Below are 14,800 nucleotides of genomic sequence, written 5' to 3'. Positions count from 1 at the left end.
CGTAAACGTTAAGGTTACACTGCGCCGCGTTATCTGATGCCGGAGCACCCTATGTCCCTGATTTGCCCTCTTTGTCACTCTCCTCTCGCCTTTACTTCGCGCAGCTGGTGCTGCGAGAATCGCCATCAGTTTGACCAGGCGAAAGAAGGGTATGTCAATCTGCTGCCCGTTCAGCATAAACGGTCGCGTGAACCGGGTGACAGTGCAGAGATGATGCAGGCACGACGCGAATTTCTTGAGGCAGGCTACTACCAGCCGCTGCGTGATCGGGTCGTCAGCCTGCTTGCGCCCGCGCTGAGCCAGCCGGAGTGCAAAATCCTGGATATCGGCTGTGGCGAAGGTTACTACACCGCCGCACTGGCTGACGCAGCAGGCGAGGCCGGGCAGGTCTATGGGCTGGATGTCGCCAGAATGGCGATCCGGCTGGCAGCAAAGCGCTATCCGGCGGTGCGCTTCTGCGTCGCTTCCAGCCAGCGCTTACCCTTTGCCGATCACGCCCTGGATGCGGTTGTCCGAATCTACGCACCCTGCAATGAAGCGGAACTGGCGCGCGTGCTGAAGCCGGGTGGCCTGGTACTGACCGTGACACCGGGCCCGCATCATCTGCAGCAGTTCAAGGCGCTGATTTACCGCGAAGTGCAGTTGCATGTGCCGGAGCAGAAAGCGTATCCCGGATTCCACCAGGTGGAGCAGCATGCGCTGCGTTACCCGATGGCATTAACCGGCACAGCCGCGACGACCCTGCTTCAGATGACGCCGTTCGCCTGGCGGGCGCGTGAAGAGGTCTGGCAGACCCTGCAGCAGAGCGAGCAGTTCAGCTGCGACGCAGACTTTACCCTGACTGTGTGGCAGCGCGACTAGCGCGCCTCGACCAGGGTGTTATAGATGCGCTCCAGATCGTCGAGTTGCTGCACCGCGATCAGCAGCCGACGCTGTTCCAGCTGAATCACGAGAATGCCATCCTCAGAGAGATTCATGCCCTGAATTCGCCGGTAATCGATCCAGACACCGGCGTAAAACAACCCCTCACTTTTCATCAGCAGCGTTGGCTTTCGCAGCCAGAATAACCAGAACGCCAGAAAACTAAGCACCATCAGCAGTGAGGTGGTGAGCTGCGGGCCGTGATGACTGACGTTGTTCCACAGCAGGATCAGCAGCAGGCCGATGAAAATCAGGCTATCCAGCTTATGCTGCCTTCGCAGCGCAACCCGTAAGCGGGTCGGGCCGTGGCGACGCGGCAGAATCGCCTCATGATAAATGGCAAACCCCATCAGGGCGGCAATACAACACGCAATCAGCGCATCGGTTAATGACATCACAGCTACCTCAAACAGGGTGAGCTCAGCCGGTTGTGGCTCAGCTCACCACGCTTAAAAGCCGGGAGCGCAGGCTCCCGGCCGGGTGAAATTACAGACCGAGCAGGCCGATCCAGTAACCAAAGATACCGATGGCAAAGAAGCCGACGATAATCCACAGCGCGTTCACTTTACGGCGTAACAGCCACATACAGCCAAAGGTCAGCAGCAGCGGCACCACGCCCGGCATCAGCTGATCGAGGATCGACTGTACGGTGGTGACGGTGGTTTTACCGGTCGAGTCGGTAATACGTGACACCACCAGCGGGATGTTTACGTGTGTCCACTTGTTGACCAGCGCCCCCCATGACAAACAGGCCGAGAATCGACGCCCCCCTCCGTGAGTTTCTGCAGGAAACCGCCGCCCATATCACTGACGATATCGATCCCTTTGCGATAGCCATAGGCCACGCCGTAGTAGCGGGTCAGCAGACGTGCCAGGTTAAACAGCACAAAGAAGAGCAGCGGACCCAGCAGACTGCCACTCATGGCGATACCGGCTCCCAGCGCGGCAAACACCGGGCGCACCGTACCCCAGAAGATCGGGTCGCCAACACCGGCCAGCGGTCCCATCAGGCCGACTTTAAGGCCGTTAATCGCGCCATCGTCGATCGGGGCGCCGTTAGCACGCTGCTCTTCCATCGCCATAGTCACGCCCAGAACCGGCGCGGCCACATAAGGATGGGTATTAAAGAACTCCAGATGACGCTTGATCGCCTGCTTACGATCATCATTGTTCTCAGGATAGAGACGGCGGATCACCGGCACCATTGAGAAGCAGAAGCCCAGCGCCTGCATGCGTTCAAAGTTCCATGAACCCTGGAACAGGTTAGAGCGCAGAAAGACGGCGCGAACATCACCGGGTGTCAGTTTCTTTTCGACTTTCGTAATATCAACCATGTGCTCACCTGTTCCTTAATCGAGTTCGTTATCAAGATCGTTTGCGGTCGCAGCACCTGTTGGTGCTCCCGCCACACGGTTGTATTTCGGGCTGAGCTGAATGTAGAGCACCGCCATGACCACGCCAATGACGCCCAGCGCCACCAGGTTAAAGTTGGTGAAGGCCGCGGTGACGAAGCCCAGGTAAAAGAACGGCATCAGGTAGCCTGCGCGCATCATGTTGATGACCATCGCATAACCGACCACCACAATCATGCCACCGGCGATATTCAGGCCGTTGGTCACCACGTCCGGAATAGAGCTGAGTAAGGCGTGAACCGCACTGGTGCCGACCGAAATCGCCACAATCAGCGCCGGGATAGCGATACGCATCGCCTGTAACAGCAGGGCAGAGACGTGGATCCAGGAGATGGCCGTGAGATTACCTTTCTCTGCGGCTTTGTCAGCCGCATGCTGGAAGGCGACGGTCAGCGTACGCACGATAATGGTCAGTACCTGTCCGGCGGCGGCCAGCGGAATCGCCAGCGCAATACCGGCACCCACACTTTGACCGCCAGCGATAACCAGGATGGTCGAGATAATGGAGGCGAGGGCGGCATCAGGCGCAACGGCGGCACCGATGTTCATCCAGCCCAGCGCAATCATCTCCAGCGTACCGCCGATAATAATGCCGGTTTTCATATCACCCAGCACCATACCAATCAGGGTACAGGCCACCAGGGGACGGTGAAACTGGAACTCATCCAGAATCGACCCCATACCGGCAATACAGGCGACAATAAAAATCAAAATAATTTGTAGCGAGGTTATTTCCATCATACTTCTTGTCCTCAGCAGGATAACCAGGAGCCCGGAAACGCAGGCGCATAAGTGCTTCTGTTACGCGTTAACTTTTGCAATCAGATCCATCATTTTCAGTTTCTGGTCACTGGAAACTTTACGCACTTCCAGTTCAATATTGCGTTCATGGAGTTTGCGGAATGCGGCAATATCTTTTTCATCGACCGAGACCGCATTATTGACCTGAGTTTTCCCCTGGCGGAACGCCATACCGCCGATGTTGACGGTTTTAATATCGACACCCTGTTCCACCACGCGCAGTACATCGGTGGGGTTGGTAAACAGCAGCATCACGCGATCCTGACCATACTTCGGGTTGTTCCACACCCGCACCATCTTATCAACATCCACCACATGGGCCGTGACGCCGGGCGGAGCGACCTGCGTCAGCAGAGTCTTGCGCACATGATCGTTGGCCACTTCATCGCTGACTACGATAATGCGCTGAACATTGGTCTCTTTGGTCCAGCGCGTTGCCACCTGCCCATGAATCAGACGGTCATCAATGCGTGTCAGCCCGATTTTCATGTGGTCACCAGGCGCCATCGGCTTAGCCGGTTGCACCGCAGCGGCCGGTTTCACCGCCGCTGGCGCCGGCGCTTCTTCTTTGGCTTTCAGGGCTTTGACGCCTTCACGGCCGGTCTCCACCGCCACGGCGACCAGCTCGTCAAAACCGGGATTGTCATCGCGCGCCATCAGGGTTTCGACCAGCATCGGGATATTGACCCCGGCGATGACCTCATACTGCGGTTTGTCGACCACGAGGCGACTGGCCGCATTAAACGGACTGCCACCCCAGGTATCAACTAAAAACAGGACTCCCTGCGTCGTATCAAGTTCTGCCAGTCGTGCCTGATATTTTTCAATCAGCGTTTCTGCATTTTCACCGGGGACAAAATCTATCCAGCCGACATTGTCCTGCTCGCCCAACAGCATTTCTGCAGTTTTCAGCAGTTGTTCCGCTGCCCAGCCGTGTGTACCAATTACTATCGCAATGGTCACGTGCTACCTCCGTTCGCTAGAGATGCTCATCTGAGTCAATGAACTGTATTGAAGTGCTTTGATGATCTGTTTAACCGGATGATTCGAATTATCGGTATAGCCTCGAAAAAACATGGGTTAACTACGTCAAGGCGGTAAAGTCGCGATTTATTTTAGTGATCGAAAAAATAAATTATGTGATGTCTGTCAGCTATTCATCGTGTGAAGCGGCCAGTAACTCTTTTTTATGCGCCTGATCATCCGTCAGGCAGATTGTAAAAATAAGAAAATTTTTTGACGCAATTCGCCGACCTGATACATTAACGTTCTGTTTATTACTCAGGAGTAACGGGCTTCAGCCCACCTTTATGGATCGTCACCGACGTCGCTTAATCTGTTCTTTGCGCCTGCTGGCGCGTCACCCTTCGCCTCACGGCGTTTCCACCGCTTTCCCGACTACCTGCATGTCACGCTTTGCTGCGCTGATAAGCGGCACCGCGTTCTGTTCCCTGTTCTGGAGTCATAAATAATGGAATTTTTATTCGACCCCTCAATCTGGGCGGGTTTACTGACGCTCGTGGTGCTGGAAATCGTACTCGGCATTGATAACCTGGTGTTTATTGCCATCCTGGCCGACAAACTGCCGCCGAAGCAGCGTGATAAAGCACGCCTGATTGGCCTGTCACTGGCGCTGGTCATGCGTCTGGGTCTGCTGTCGCTGATCTCCTGGATGGTGACGCTGACGACGCCTCTCTTTAGCGTAGGCGGTTTCAGCTTTGCCGGTCGTGATTTAATTCTGCTGGCGGGTGGTCTGTTCCTGTTGTTTAAAGCGACCATGGAGCTGCATGAGCGGCTGGAGAACCGGCAGCTCGACGGATCCGGTAATCGGGGATATGCCAGTTTCTGGGCTGTTGTGACGCAGATTGTGGTACTGGACGCCGTCTTCTCGCTGGATGCTGTGATTACCGCCGTGGGTATGGTGAACCACCTGCCGGTGATGATGACCGCCGTGGTGATTGCGATGGGTGTGATGCTGCTGGCATCTAAGCCGTTAACCAACTTTGTTAACGCGCATCCGACTGTGGTGGTGCTCTGTCTGAGCTTCCTGCTGATGATCGGTCTGTCGCTGGTGGCAGAAGGCTTTGGTTTCCATATTCCTAAAGGCTACCTCTATGCGGCGATTGGCTTCTCGATTCTGATTGAGCTGTTCAACCAGGTTGCACGTCGTAACTTTATCCGCCATCAGTCAAATCGCCCGATGCGTGAACGCACCGCCGAAGCGATTTTACGCCTGATGGGGGGCCGCAACCGTGCCCAGACCGCCAGCAATGGCAACACCAGCAGCAGCGAAGAGGCTGCGCTGGCGGAAGCGATGCCGCAGGAAGCGTTTAAAGATGAAGAGCGCTATATGATTAATGGCGTGCTGACGCTGGCTTCCCGCTCGATTCGCAGCATCATGACGCCGCGCGGTGAAATCTCCTGGGTCGATGCGAATCGTCCGGTAGATGAGATTCGCGGTCAGCTGCTTGATACGCCACACAGCCTGTTCCCGGTCTGTCGGGGTGAACTGGATGAAATTGTCGGCGTAGTGCGAGCCAAAGAGCTGCTGGTGGCGCTGGAGCACGGTGTGGATGTGGCGACCTTTGCGGCCAATACACCGACTATCGTGGTGCCGGAGACGCTGGATCCGATCAACCTGCTTGGCGTGCTGCGTCGTGCCAAAGGCAGCTTCGTGATTGTCACCAATGAGTTTGGTGTGGTTCAGGGTCTGATTACGCCGCTGGACGTGCTGGAAGCGATTGCGGGTGAATTCCCGGATGAAGATGAAACGCCCGATATTATTGCGGATGGTGATGGCTGGTTAGTGAAAGGGGGGGACCGATCTGCACTCGCTGCAGCAGTTGCTCGACTTCCATGAGCTGGTCGACCCGACAGAAGACCACGCCTCGCTGGCGGGCCTGCTGATTGAGCAGAAAGGGCAGTTACCGCTTCCTGGCGATGTAATTGATATTACTCCGCTGCACTTCCAGATTATCGAAGCGACTGACTACCGTATCGATCTGGTGCGTGTCACTAAAGATAAACGGCATGATGAGGATGAAGAGGGCTAATCGTTCTCGTTGATGCAGAGGCGCTGCCGGGTTTACCGGCCGCGCTGAATTCTCCGACAGCCGCTGGCTCATTGCCGCGGCTGTTTTTTTTCTGTGGCGTAAGGTCATCAGGCAGGACGAAACGGGGCTCAGGCGATTGTCACCTGCGGGCATCAGCCTGATGCTGCGCCAGCCACGCCGGGAAGTCCTGCAGCGGCATCGGGCGGGCAAAATAGTAGCCCTGAAGATGATCCACGCCGCGTTCGCGCAGATAGGCCGCCTGCTCAGCCGTCTCCACGCCTTCGGCCACCAGACTGATATTCAGGCGCTGGGCCAGCGAAATCACCATATCCGTCACCGTGGCATTAATCGCGTCAGTGCCGATGGCTGCGGTGAAAATCTTGTCGATTTTCAGCACATCTGGCTGCAGATCTTTCAGGTAGGATAGCGAGCTGTGACCGGTGCCAAAATCATCAATCGCCAGCCGGACACCGATGTCGTGCAGTTGCGCAATCACCGACTGATCCACGACCGGCAGGGCATCGCGCTCGGTGAGCTCCACCACCAGTTTCGGCACCGGATTGGCAGGCCACCACAGGTTGTGCAGATCTTCCAGAATGGCGTGGTCGCGGAAGTGGCTGGCGGCAACATTAATGGCGATATGGAACGCGGGATCGTCGGGCAACTGCGGTAACTGACTCACCACCTCATTCAGTACAAAGCGCGTCAGCGGTTTGATCAGGTTCTGTCGTTCGGCCAGGGGAATAAAGACATCCGGGGCAATCCAGCCCTGACGGGGATTATGCCAGCGCAGCAGTAACTCAATACCGTCGCACTCACCACTTTTGGTGTTGATCAGCGGCTGGCAATAAACCATAAACTCACGGGCCGTAATGCCATAACTGATTTGCCAGCTCAGGCTCATACGATTTGCGGTCGCCAGCCAGACGATGTAACCCATAAGCAGACTCAGCAGCAGCGCCAGCGGGAGCTGTGAGGGAAGCGTCGCCAGCGCCAGGCGGGTCGGAGAGGGGCCATAGAGAGTAAGCGTAAACGGATAGCGCAGCGAGCCCTGCTCATAGCTCACTTCGTCTTCTGACGGCACCGTGGGCTCGATCAGTGGATTGCCATACTCCAGGCTCTCCCCGTTGACGTTAAAGACAGCGCGTTCCACCCAGGGCAACTGCGGCTCCAGCAGATAATTGCTCATCATTTCGATGTTGATCACCTGCAAAATCCCGGAGCGGTTATCCAGGCTCTTTGGCGTCCACAGCAGTAAAATGGGCGAGCCTTTCAGCAGGTACTCATCGGTTGCCAGCGTCATGCGCTGACTGTTAAAGGCTAAGTCAGGGTAAGTCTGGCTAAAGGGGATGGTGCGCGGCCCGTAGATACTGGAGCAGTAGAGCACGTCGTTATCCACCAGCAGGATCGCCCGGACCGTCTGCAGGGAAGAGATTTTTTCGATGAGTGGAAAGCGAACATCCTGACAGGGAACGCCGACCAGACCCAGCGTATTATTGGCTGAAACCTCAAGCGGTGAAAACATCCGGTCAAACCGCATAATCGCTTTATCGGCGAAATCCATCGCCTGCTGCTCAATACGTGACTTCTCTTCGATATAGCGAAAGGCCAGGGTTAATATCAGCACCACGGTGGCGATAGAAAGCGCTATCAGCACACGCTTGCGTCTGAATTGTCCAACAGATTGCTGGGCCATAAACATCTGTATTCACCTTCCCAAAAAGCCAGTAAAAAGCAAAACACAACGGGGTGAGTATCGGCACGGTCAGATCAACATTGAGGCCGGAATGCAGAAAAGCGGGTCTGGAAAGTTGCGTAAGCCGGACGGCTGCGCGGAAATCACTCTACCGGTTTAACCTGCGCTGAGATAGCGCAGGATGCGGATTTTATTACGTTTGCACGTTTTTTAGTCAGTTAATCGTTTCGCTTAATCGCACTGAACTTTAATCGCCAGACCGCCACGCGAAGTTTCACGGTATTTGGCGTTCATATCTTTGCCGGTTTCATACATTGTCTCGATAACCTTATCCAGCGAGACGCGGGGTTCGCTGGTGCGCCTAAGTGCCATGCGCGCCGCATTAATCGCTTTAACCGAGGCGATAGCATTGCGCTCAATGCAGGGCACCTGAACCTGACCGGCTACCGGGTCACAGGTCAGTCCAAGGTTATGTTCCATGCCGATTTCAGCCGCCACGCAGACCTGCTCCGGACTGCCGCCCAGCAGTTCAGCCAGACCGGCCGCCGCCATAGAACAGGCGACACCCACTTCACCCTGACAGCCCACTTCCGCGCCTGAAATAGAGGCGTTCATTTTGTACAGCACGCCGATGGCGCCAGAGGCGAGGAAATAGCGCAGGAAAATATCGGGTGTCACTGGTTCAATGAAGTGATCGTAGTAAGCCAGCACCGCAGGCACGATACCGCAGGCACCGTTAGTTGGCGCGGTCACCACGCGGCCTCCCGCGGCGTTTTCTTCGTTAACGGCCAGCGCATACATATTGATCCAGTCGATAACAATCATCGGATCGCTGGAGTGCTTGTCAGAGGAGGTCAGCAGGCGACGCAGGGAGGCAGCACGGCGCGGCACGCGCAGTGGCCCTGGCAACACGCCTTCGGTATTCAGACCGCGATCGATACAGGCCTGCATCGTCTGCCAGATGTTAGTGAAATAGGCATGGATCTCATCGCGGCTGTGCAGCGCCAGCTCATTTTTCATCACCAGACCTGAGAGTGACAGGCCGGTTTCACGACAGTGAGCCAGCAGATCTTTAGCGGAGTGGAACGGCCAGGGCACAGAGACTTCATCCAGTGCCGACTGTCCGAAATGCTCTTCATCAACAATGAAACCGCCGCCAACGGAGTAATAGGTTTTTGACAGGATCAGCAGATCGCCGGCAAACGCGAGCAGGCGCAGGCCATTTTCATGCAGCGAAAGGTTCTCACTGCGAAATACCATGCCGCCTTCGCGCGGGAAATCCACTTCGTGTGCGCCTTTCGCCAGCAGCAGTCGCTCACGCTGCTCAACATCTTTAATAAAGGCGGGGATCGCATCGATATCCACCGTATCCGGCGATTCACCCGCCAGACCCATAATAATGGCGATATCAGTGTGATGGCCTTTGCCGGTCAGAGAGAGAGAACCGTAAACATCCACGGCGATCCGGGTGACCTCCTGCAGCTTTTCCTGTTCGCACAGCAAATCCACAAACTGTTTACCTGCTTTCATCGGGCCGACAGTATGCGAACTTGAGGGGCCGATGCCCACTTTGAACATGTCAAAAACACTAATCACAGGTGACACTCCTCACAATTATTCTCAGTCTGCCGGGGCAGTTTATGGCGCCCATAGTAATGGTCATGCACCAGGAAAGAGCAGCTTTTCGCATGAAATAAACTTATCAAAACTTATAGAAAAAATTATAGTGCAGCGCGCCAGTAACCTGACGGGCCGGAGAGAGAAAAACGAGAAAGGTTTCAGAATGCGATCTGAGCACTCAGTGATCGGATAATACCCGCGGTCATGCCCCACACCAGATAATCCTGATAGCGCGACAGCCAGACCGGGTGGCGAACGCCAGCCCGATGCACCTCCAGCGCGCTGTAGCGGCTGAGCTGCAAAGCCTCGGCCAGCGGCATCTCAAAGGCGCTGCTCACCTCATCCGGATTAATCGTTAATCGCAGATCGGCCGGAATGATCCCCAGTACCGGCGTCACCTGAAAGCCGGTGCTGCTGGTCACGGCGGGCAGTGCGCCTAATACCTCGACCTGATGCGGCTCAATGCCAACCTCTTCCTGTGCTTCACGCAGTGCTGTGGCGATGAGCGATGCGTCAGTGTCATCCTGCATCCCGCCGGGAAAAGCGACCTGTCCGGCATGTTTGCGCAGGGCGTGTGAGCGCTGCGTCAGCAACAGACCGGGTTCAGGCCGTGCCACAATCGGCACCAGCACCGCCGCATGGCGCCCGGATAGCAATTGTGTGCTGCGGGCTGGCTGCTGCAACAGAAAACGGCTGCGAAAATCATCAAGCGTCAGGGCCAACTGAACCTCCGGTTTGTTCCAGTGCCGGTAAGATCCGGCTGACTTTATCGAGTGTTTCCTGATACTCCGCTTCGGGATCGCTGTCTGCAACAAGCCCGCCGCCCGCCGCACAGTAGAGCTGCTGACCTTCAGCGATCAGCGTGCGAATGGTGATGCTGGTATCCATCCGGCCACACAGGCTGAGATAACCGATGCTGCCGCACCAGGCATTGCGCCGCTGCGGCTCCAGTTCATCAATAATCTCCATCGCCCGAATCTTGGGCGCACCGGTAATCGAGCCGCCCGGAAAACAGGCGCGCAGCAGATCGGTGGCCTGCAGGGTGTCAGGCAGCTGCGCCCGCACCGTGCTGACCAGGTGGTGCACGGCGGGGAAGGGTTCAACCACAAACAGTTCCGGCACCGTGACCGAGCCGGGTAGCGCCACGCGGCCAATATCGTTACGCAGTAAATCGACAATCATCAGGTTTTCGGCCCGATCTTTTTCCGCATGGCGCAGCGACTCAGCCTGTTGCGCATCAGCAATCGGATCGTCACAGCGTGGCCGGGTACCTTTGATCGGTCGGGTTTCGATCTGTTTATTATTCAGCGACAGAAAGCGCTCCGGCGACAGGCTGAGGATCGCGCTCTCGGGCAGACGCAGAAAAGCGCTGAACGGCGCGCGGTTAGCCGCATTGAGTATACTGAACGCCTGCCACTCATCACCCTGGTAACCGGCCTGAAAACGCTGCGCCAGATTAACCTGATAACAGTCACCCGCCTGAATATAGGCCTGAACCGCCGCAAAACGCGCAGCGTAATCTGCATAGCTCAGGTTGGAGCGCCAGCGGCTGGTCAGTGAAAAGGGCACGGCCTCGCGCGCCGGCCATTGCGCCAGCCAGGCGGCGCGTTCTTCCGCGTTCTTTAACGCCACCAGCGTCAGGGTCTGCTGATGATGATCGGCAATCAATGCCCAGTCATAGATACCCACCGCCATGTCAGGCGTGGTGAGATCGGCTGCGGCCTGCTGAGGCAGGGACTCAAACCGGCGGCCCAGATCATAACCAAACAGGCCCAGCGCACCGCCCTGAAACGGCAGGGCATCGCTGGCAGCCGGCGTCACGCCCAGCGCATCACACTGCTGCTGCACCAGCAGCAGGGGATCGGCGGTTGATTCGGTCGTGCCGGTCGGGTCGCTGAGGGTAGTCATCGCACCGCGGGTCACCAGGGTGGCGCGGGGATCGGCAGTCAGAATATCAAAGCGGTTGTCGCTGTGGTTCGCCTGCGCGGAGGAGAGCAGCATCGCCCAGGGCAGATGGGCAATCGGGGCAAAACGCTGAATCAGCGCATCCGGGGTATAATCAAGACTGAGGGTTTCAACAATCATCGGGCAGAGAAATCAGAGAGCAAAGAGGCGGTCAGACTGCCATATTTTTTCCTGACTGGCACCTGTTAGTTCCGCGTGGGATACTGTCTGCCCCAACGCAGGAGTGAAACATGTTTATAGGAATACCGGCTCTCTCTCATGAGCAGCAGCAGCAGGCCGTCGAACGTATTCAGGAATTGATGGCGGGAGGTTTGTCGAGCGGTGAAGCGATCACCCAGGTGGCGCAGGAGATCCGACAAAATTTCAAGGGCGAACGGATTCGGGCGCTATTCGAAGACGAAGATGAAGAAAACGAAGAGGAATAACGCCCGGCGTTTTAACGTGCAGCGATAATTTTAATTTCGATTTTGTACTTCGGATTCAACAGCCCGGCCTGTACCGTGCAGCGCACCGGCGCATTACCTGGAGAGACCCATGCGTCCCATGCGCGGTTCATCGCGGGGAAATCGGCCTTATCCACCAGAAACAGCGTCGCATCAAGGATTTTGCTTTTATCGCTACCGAGCCGTGTCAGAATCGCATCAATCACTGCCAGCGCATTGGCTGTCTGCGCTTCTGCGTCGGCATCCAGATTCTCAGGCACACTGGTGTAATAGATCGTGTCGTTGTGGATCACGGCTTCGGACATACGATGTTCCGGGTCAATGCGGGTAATACTCATCGGTTTCTCCCTGGTTAATTGCGCATTAGCCTGGCACACTCCCGACATCGCTGTCACCCCTTACGCTTTACAGGCAGCGCTCAACAATCGCCTGTCTGTCCGCCATCACCTGAGGCGCCATCCGGAAAGTCGTGAAATATTTCACCTCAGCCCCTTTTCGGCGGGGCGACACATCCGCAAAAATCGAATCTTCCCAGGTAAAAACGCTGATCTCGCTGCCGTTGGGCTGGGTGTGGGTGGTGTTATCTCTGGCAATGACGCTGGTGGTGGACCAGCCGCGATAAATACAGTCGCTGAGCTGAGGGACGGTGCGGGTGCTTTGACCCTGAAAAACAGGCTGCTGCAGACGAGCCTGATCAGGCGTGGGTGCCTGGCAGCCGCAGAGCAGCAGCACGCCAGCCAGAGAGCCGATGCGGAAACAGTTCATACATTCCTCCGCCTGAGTCAGGCAGTCGGGTTAAGGCCATCTGTTTAACACCGCCTGATCGGCAATGTTAAACCAGTCTCAGCACGTCAGCCTACGGGTGCCACATCCCAACGGTAAGCTGATTTAATCATTATAATCCGCGCGTTTGTTTACTCGCTGCGTTCCTCTGCATTTGCTAACTGCATCACACTGTCTGCATCATGATCATGAGCCGCGGACGTTGTCACTGTTGCAGCCCTGCTGCACTAAAGCAGCATAAAGCGTCGAAAGAGCGGGAGAAGTGAGGGCACGCGCGGCATAAAAATGTTATAAAACAGCAGATAAATCGCGCTACGGATGAGGATTCAGGCATGGCGAATACGCAGTATCTTTTTTGGGTGATGGTCGGCGCACTGACGCTGCTGTTTATTGTGGTTTCGGCGTTTGTTGGATTGTCCCGTGGCACTAAGCAGGGCTTTATTACCTTCGCTATTCTGTTCATCGTTATGCTGGCGGGCGCGTTGTACGTCCGCTTATAAGCAGGTCGCAACAGCAGCGTCGCCAATAATCGTGATATCAGGTCACCAGCCAGAAACAGATAAACGCCCAGTACCAGAATGAGCCGTATCTGGCTGAGCGGCCTGCTTTATCTCGCGCTTTTTTATCTGGCCCAGTGTTGAATCACCCCTGCTATTGCTGCTCAAAAAACTCACCATGCAAGGGTAGCGCTTACTGCGAAAATCCACCGTGATATTGATGGTGAGATCCTGCGGCGTCCCATCTGAACGTCGTCTGCATTATGTTCTTCTCTGGATTACCCGCTAACGGCTCGATATGTCTCCCCCGCCAGCACGCCCATCTGTCCAGGCGGCGCATATCTGATAAAAAAGTATTCGTCCAGCAGGCATGATTAACGTTATTTTTGCTAGCCGCTGGCCTCTGAAGTGAAAATGTAATAGGCGATATCAGCGGGGGGCGATTCCTTCAACACGTTTTTGTGCAATACCCTGTTTTACAGATTCTGGAAAACGCAGGTAAATACGGTTGTCTTCACTGAATAGGGCTTTATCTATCTCTTTCCCGTCATCTTTGAAACAGGATGCATAGGTGTCCCTGAATAGTTTACTGACATTATCGATATCTCTGCTGAGTAAAATGACTTCATTTTTTTTCAGATAGTTGCTCTGAATGTTTTGACTCGCTGCAGGATGGATTAAAAATGTCGCGCTGGGTAATGTTTCCCTTTGCGCCCCTGAGCAATAAATCAGGGTAGCCGCCGAACCCGTCATTGCGGCATTGATGGTTTTTATAGGAATCCTTGACCCCCCTGACGGCCTGGCCGCCCATATAGCCAGCTTCCATGTCGCCGCCAAAGCTGTTTATATAAAGCGATATTTCTTTTACAGCGGGGTAACTTGCATTAATATCATCGATGCCTGCCATCAATTCTGCCACTTTAGTGCCATTAACCTCGCCAATGTAAACAATTTTTGCCGATTTTATCTCTTGCGCTTTCAGGGTGTTATTCATCACCACTGACGTTTTCGCTATGCAGCAAGCGGAAGTGACGCCCAATAATAGAAAAGTGAAATAACGCACCATAAAAAACTCCATTTAAGGGTATGACGCTGTCAGTTTAAGGATCAGTAATGTTTAAAAAGAAAATAGCCCGTTGTAACTTCCAGGGTAATGATATAGAAGATGAGTACGATGAATATCAATAATAAACTCGCCCTGGCGTAGTTTTTCTTTGAACGTTTAGTCCTTCGGTTTAAGGACCAGTAAAGCAGCATAAAAAAGATTTAATACGGGTATGCCGGTTAAAATTAATGTGACAATCCAATCCCATAGGGAGACATCATCGACGTGTTGATTATTTTCCACAGTGTTTTTTACGCTATGTGAGTGGTGGAGTAACGACGTTAACTGCTACGACGTGCAGATCATTTCCTGACAGCTGACGAGTTTTTATTGATTCGCTGAGGATAAACGTCAGACCAGTCTGGTTGTTCGCCGGACATAATCGCGCGCCGCTGTGCAGGGCTGATTCCCTGGTTTATATGCGGCATGACAGGTTCACTATGTTGACCAACTGGGTTAAGTTTGACCTCATCGTTGGTAACACAACCGCTCAGCGTCAGAATC

At 55.0% G+C, this 14,800-nt stretch carries 13 protein-coding genes and 2 pseudogenes; 4 read left to right on the top strand and 11 right to left on the bottom strand.

Features of this window, described 5'->3' with window-relative positions:
• Positions 1–51 precede the first annotated feature (51 nt).
• Positions 52–861, top strand: a complete 810-nt coding sequence (gene rlmA / locus JNO11_RS10915; protein WP_307618129.1) for a 23S rRNA (guanine(745)-N(1))-methyltransferase — start codon at positions 52–54, stop codon at positions 859–861.
• Here rlmA and JNO11_RS10910 read toward each other — a convergent pair.
• The 4 genes and pseudogenes from JNO11_RS10910 to manX form a co-directional block, all read right to left on the bottom strand.
• On the bottom strand, positions 858–1,316 hold the full coding sequence (locus tag JNO11_RS10910) for a DUF986 family protein (RefSeq protein WP_022625541.1): 459 nt from the start codon (positions 1,314–1,316) through the stop codon (positions 858–860). The genes rlmA and JNO11_RS10910 overlap by 4 nt on opposite strands.
• Positions 1,317–1,407: 91 nt before the next feature.
• A pseudogene (locus tag JNO11_RS10905) lies at positions 1,408–2,255 on the bottom strand (PTS mannose transporter subunit IID).
• Positions 2,256–2,270: 15 nt separating this feature from the next.
• A complete protein-coding gene (locus JNO11_RS10900; RefSeq protein ID WP_010670765.1) occupies positions 2,271–3,071 on the bottom strand; it encodes a PTS mannose/fructose/sorbose transporter subunit IIC in 801 nt (266 codons plus the stop codon).
• A 63-nt stretch (positions 3,072–3,134) separates the two neighbouring features.
• A complete protein-coding gene (gene manX, locus JNO11_RS10895) occupies positions 3,135–4,097 on the bottom strand; it encodes a PTS mannose transporter subunit IIAB (protein ID WP_163798576.1) in 963 nt (320 codons plus the stop codon).
• 508 nt (positions 4,098–4,605) lie between these two features.
• Here manX and JNO11_RS10890 point away from each other — a divergent pair.
• Positions 4,606–6,187 (top strand): annotated as a pseudogene (locus JNO11_RS10890) (TerC family protein).
• 139 nt (positions 6,188–6,326) lie between these two features.
• On the opposite strand, the gene JNO11_RS10885 reads toward JNO11_RS10890, so the two are convergent.
• The 4 genes from JNO11_RS10885 to pabB form a co-directional block, all read right to left on the bottom strand.
• Positions 6,327–7,889 (bottom strand): cyclic diguanylate phosphodiesterase, encoded by a 1,563-nt coding sequence (locus JNO11_RS10885; RefSeq protein ID WP_022625544.1) that lies wholly within the window; start codon positions 7,887–7,889, stop codon positions 6,327–6,329.
• Positions 7,890–8,114: 225 nt separating this feature from the next.
• Entirely contained in the window at positions 8,115–9,479 is a 1,365-nt protein-coding gene (locus tag JNO11_RS10880) for an L-serine ammonia-lyase (RefSeq protein ID WP_010260538.1), read from the bottom strand.
• Between the two features lie 182 nt (positions 9,480–9,661).
• The gene (locus JNO11_RS10875; RefSeq protein WP_022625545.1) at positions 9,662–10,225 is read right to left on the bottom strand and encodes a CoA pyrophosphatase; all 564 of its coding nucleotides are present in this window, start codon (positions 10,223–10,225) and stop codon (positions 9,662–9,664) included.
• The gene (gene pabB / locus JNO11_RS10870) at positions 10,209–11,588 is read right to left on the bottom strand and encodes an aminodeoxychorismate synthase component 1 (protein ID WP_111533873.1); all 1,380 of its coding nucleotides are present in this window, start codon (positions 11,586–11,588) and stop codon (positions 10,209–10,211) included. Before pabB ends, JNO11_RS10875 begins: the two co-directional genes overlap by 17 nt.
• Positions 11,589–11,698: 110 nt before the next feature.
• On the opposite strand from pabB, the gene JNO11_RS10865 reads away from it, so the two are divergent.
• On the top strand, positions 11,699–11,893 hold the full coding sequence (locus JNO11_RS10865; RefSeq protein WP_010260545.1) for a YoaH family protein: 195 nt from the start codon (positions 11,699–11,701) through the stop codon (positions 11,891–11,893).
• 11 nt (positions 11,894–11,904) lie between these two features.
• Here the strand turns inward: JNO11_RS10865 and JNO11_RS10860 are convergent, their stop codons facing one another.
• Positions 11,905–12,249: a RidA family protein gene (locus JNO11_RS10860; RefSeq protein ID WP_003852699.1), complete on the bottom strand. Its 345-nt coding sequence runs from the start codon at positions 12,247–12,249 to the stop codon at positions 11,905–11,907.
• 67 nt (positions 12,250–12,316) lie between these two features.
• A complete protein-coding gene (locus JNO11_RS10855) occupies positions 12,317–12,676 on the bottom strand; it encodes a hypothetical protein (protein WP_010260549.1) in 360 nt (119 codons plus the stop codon).
• 350 nt (positions 12,677–13,026) lie between these two features.
• Between JNO11_RS10855 and JNO11_RS10850 the strand changes: the two genes are divergently transcribed.
• A complete protein-coding gene (locus JNO11_RS10850; protein ID WP_167432858.1) occupies positions 13,027–13,194 on the top strand; it encodes a hypothetical protein in 168 nt (55 codons plus the stop codon).
• 622 nt (positions 13,195–13,816) lie between these two features.
• Here JNO11_RS10850 and JNO11_RS10845 read toward each other — a convergent pair.
• Positions 13,817–14,257, bottom strand: coding sequence for a hypothetical protein (locus tag JNO11_RS10845; protein ID WP_325177290.1), 441 nt, complete (start codon positions 14,255–14,257; stop codon positions 13,817–13,819).
• Positions 14,258–14,800 lie beyond the last annotated feature (543 nt).

The organism is Pantoea sp. 1B4 (genome assembly GCF_016925765.1).
Classification (GTDB): Bacteria; Pseudomonadota; Gammaproteobacteria; order Enterobacterales; family Enterobacteriaceae; genus Pantoea; species Pantoea agglomerans.
This window is presented reverse-complemented; position numbering and strand designations above follow the sequence as displayed.

Coding starts and splice junctions, on each gene's coding strand:
- rlmA (WP_307618129.1), top strand. CDS start 52: ATGTCCCTGATTTGCCCTCTTTGTCACTCTCCTCTCGCCTTTACTTCG.
- JNO11_RS10910 (WP_022625541.1), bottom strand. CDS start 1,316: ATGTCATTAACCGATGCGCTGATTGCGTGTTGTATTGCCGCCCTGATG.
- JNO11_RS10900 (WP_010670765.1), bottom strand. CDS start 3,071: ATGGAAATAACCTCGCTACAAATTATTTTGATTTTTATTGTCGCCTGT.
- JNO11_RS10885 (WP_022625544.1), bottom strand. CDS start 7,889: ATGTTTATGGCCCAGCAATCTGTTGGACAATTCAGACGCAAGCGTGTG.
- pabB (WP_111533873.1), bottom strand. CDS start 11,588: ATGATTGTTGAAACCCTCAGTCTTGATTATACCCCGGATGCGCTGATT.
- JNO11_RS10865 (WP_010260545.1), top strand. CDS start 11,699: ATGTTTATAGGAATACCGGCTCTCTCTCATGAGCAGCAGCAGCAGGCC.
- JNO11_RS10860 (WP_003852699.1), bottom strand. CDS start 12,249: ATGAGTATTACCCGCATTGACCCGGAACATCGTATGTCCGAAGCCGTG.
- JNO11_RS10855 (WP_010260549.1), bottom strand. CDS start 12,676: ATGAACTGTTTCCGCATCGGCTCTCTGGCTGGCGTGCTGCTGCTCTGC.
- JNO11_RS10850 (WP_167432858.1), top strand. CDS start 13,027: ATGGCGAATACGCAGTATCTTTTTTGGGTGATGGTCGGCGCACTGACG.
- JNO11_RS10845 (WP_325177290.1), bottom strand. CDS start 14,257: ATGGTGCGTTATTTCACTTTTCTATTATTGGGCGTCACTTCCGCTTGC.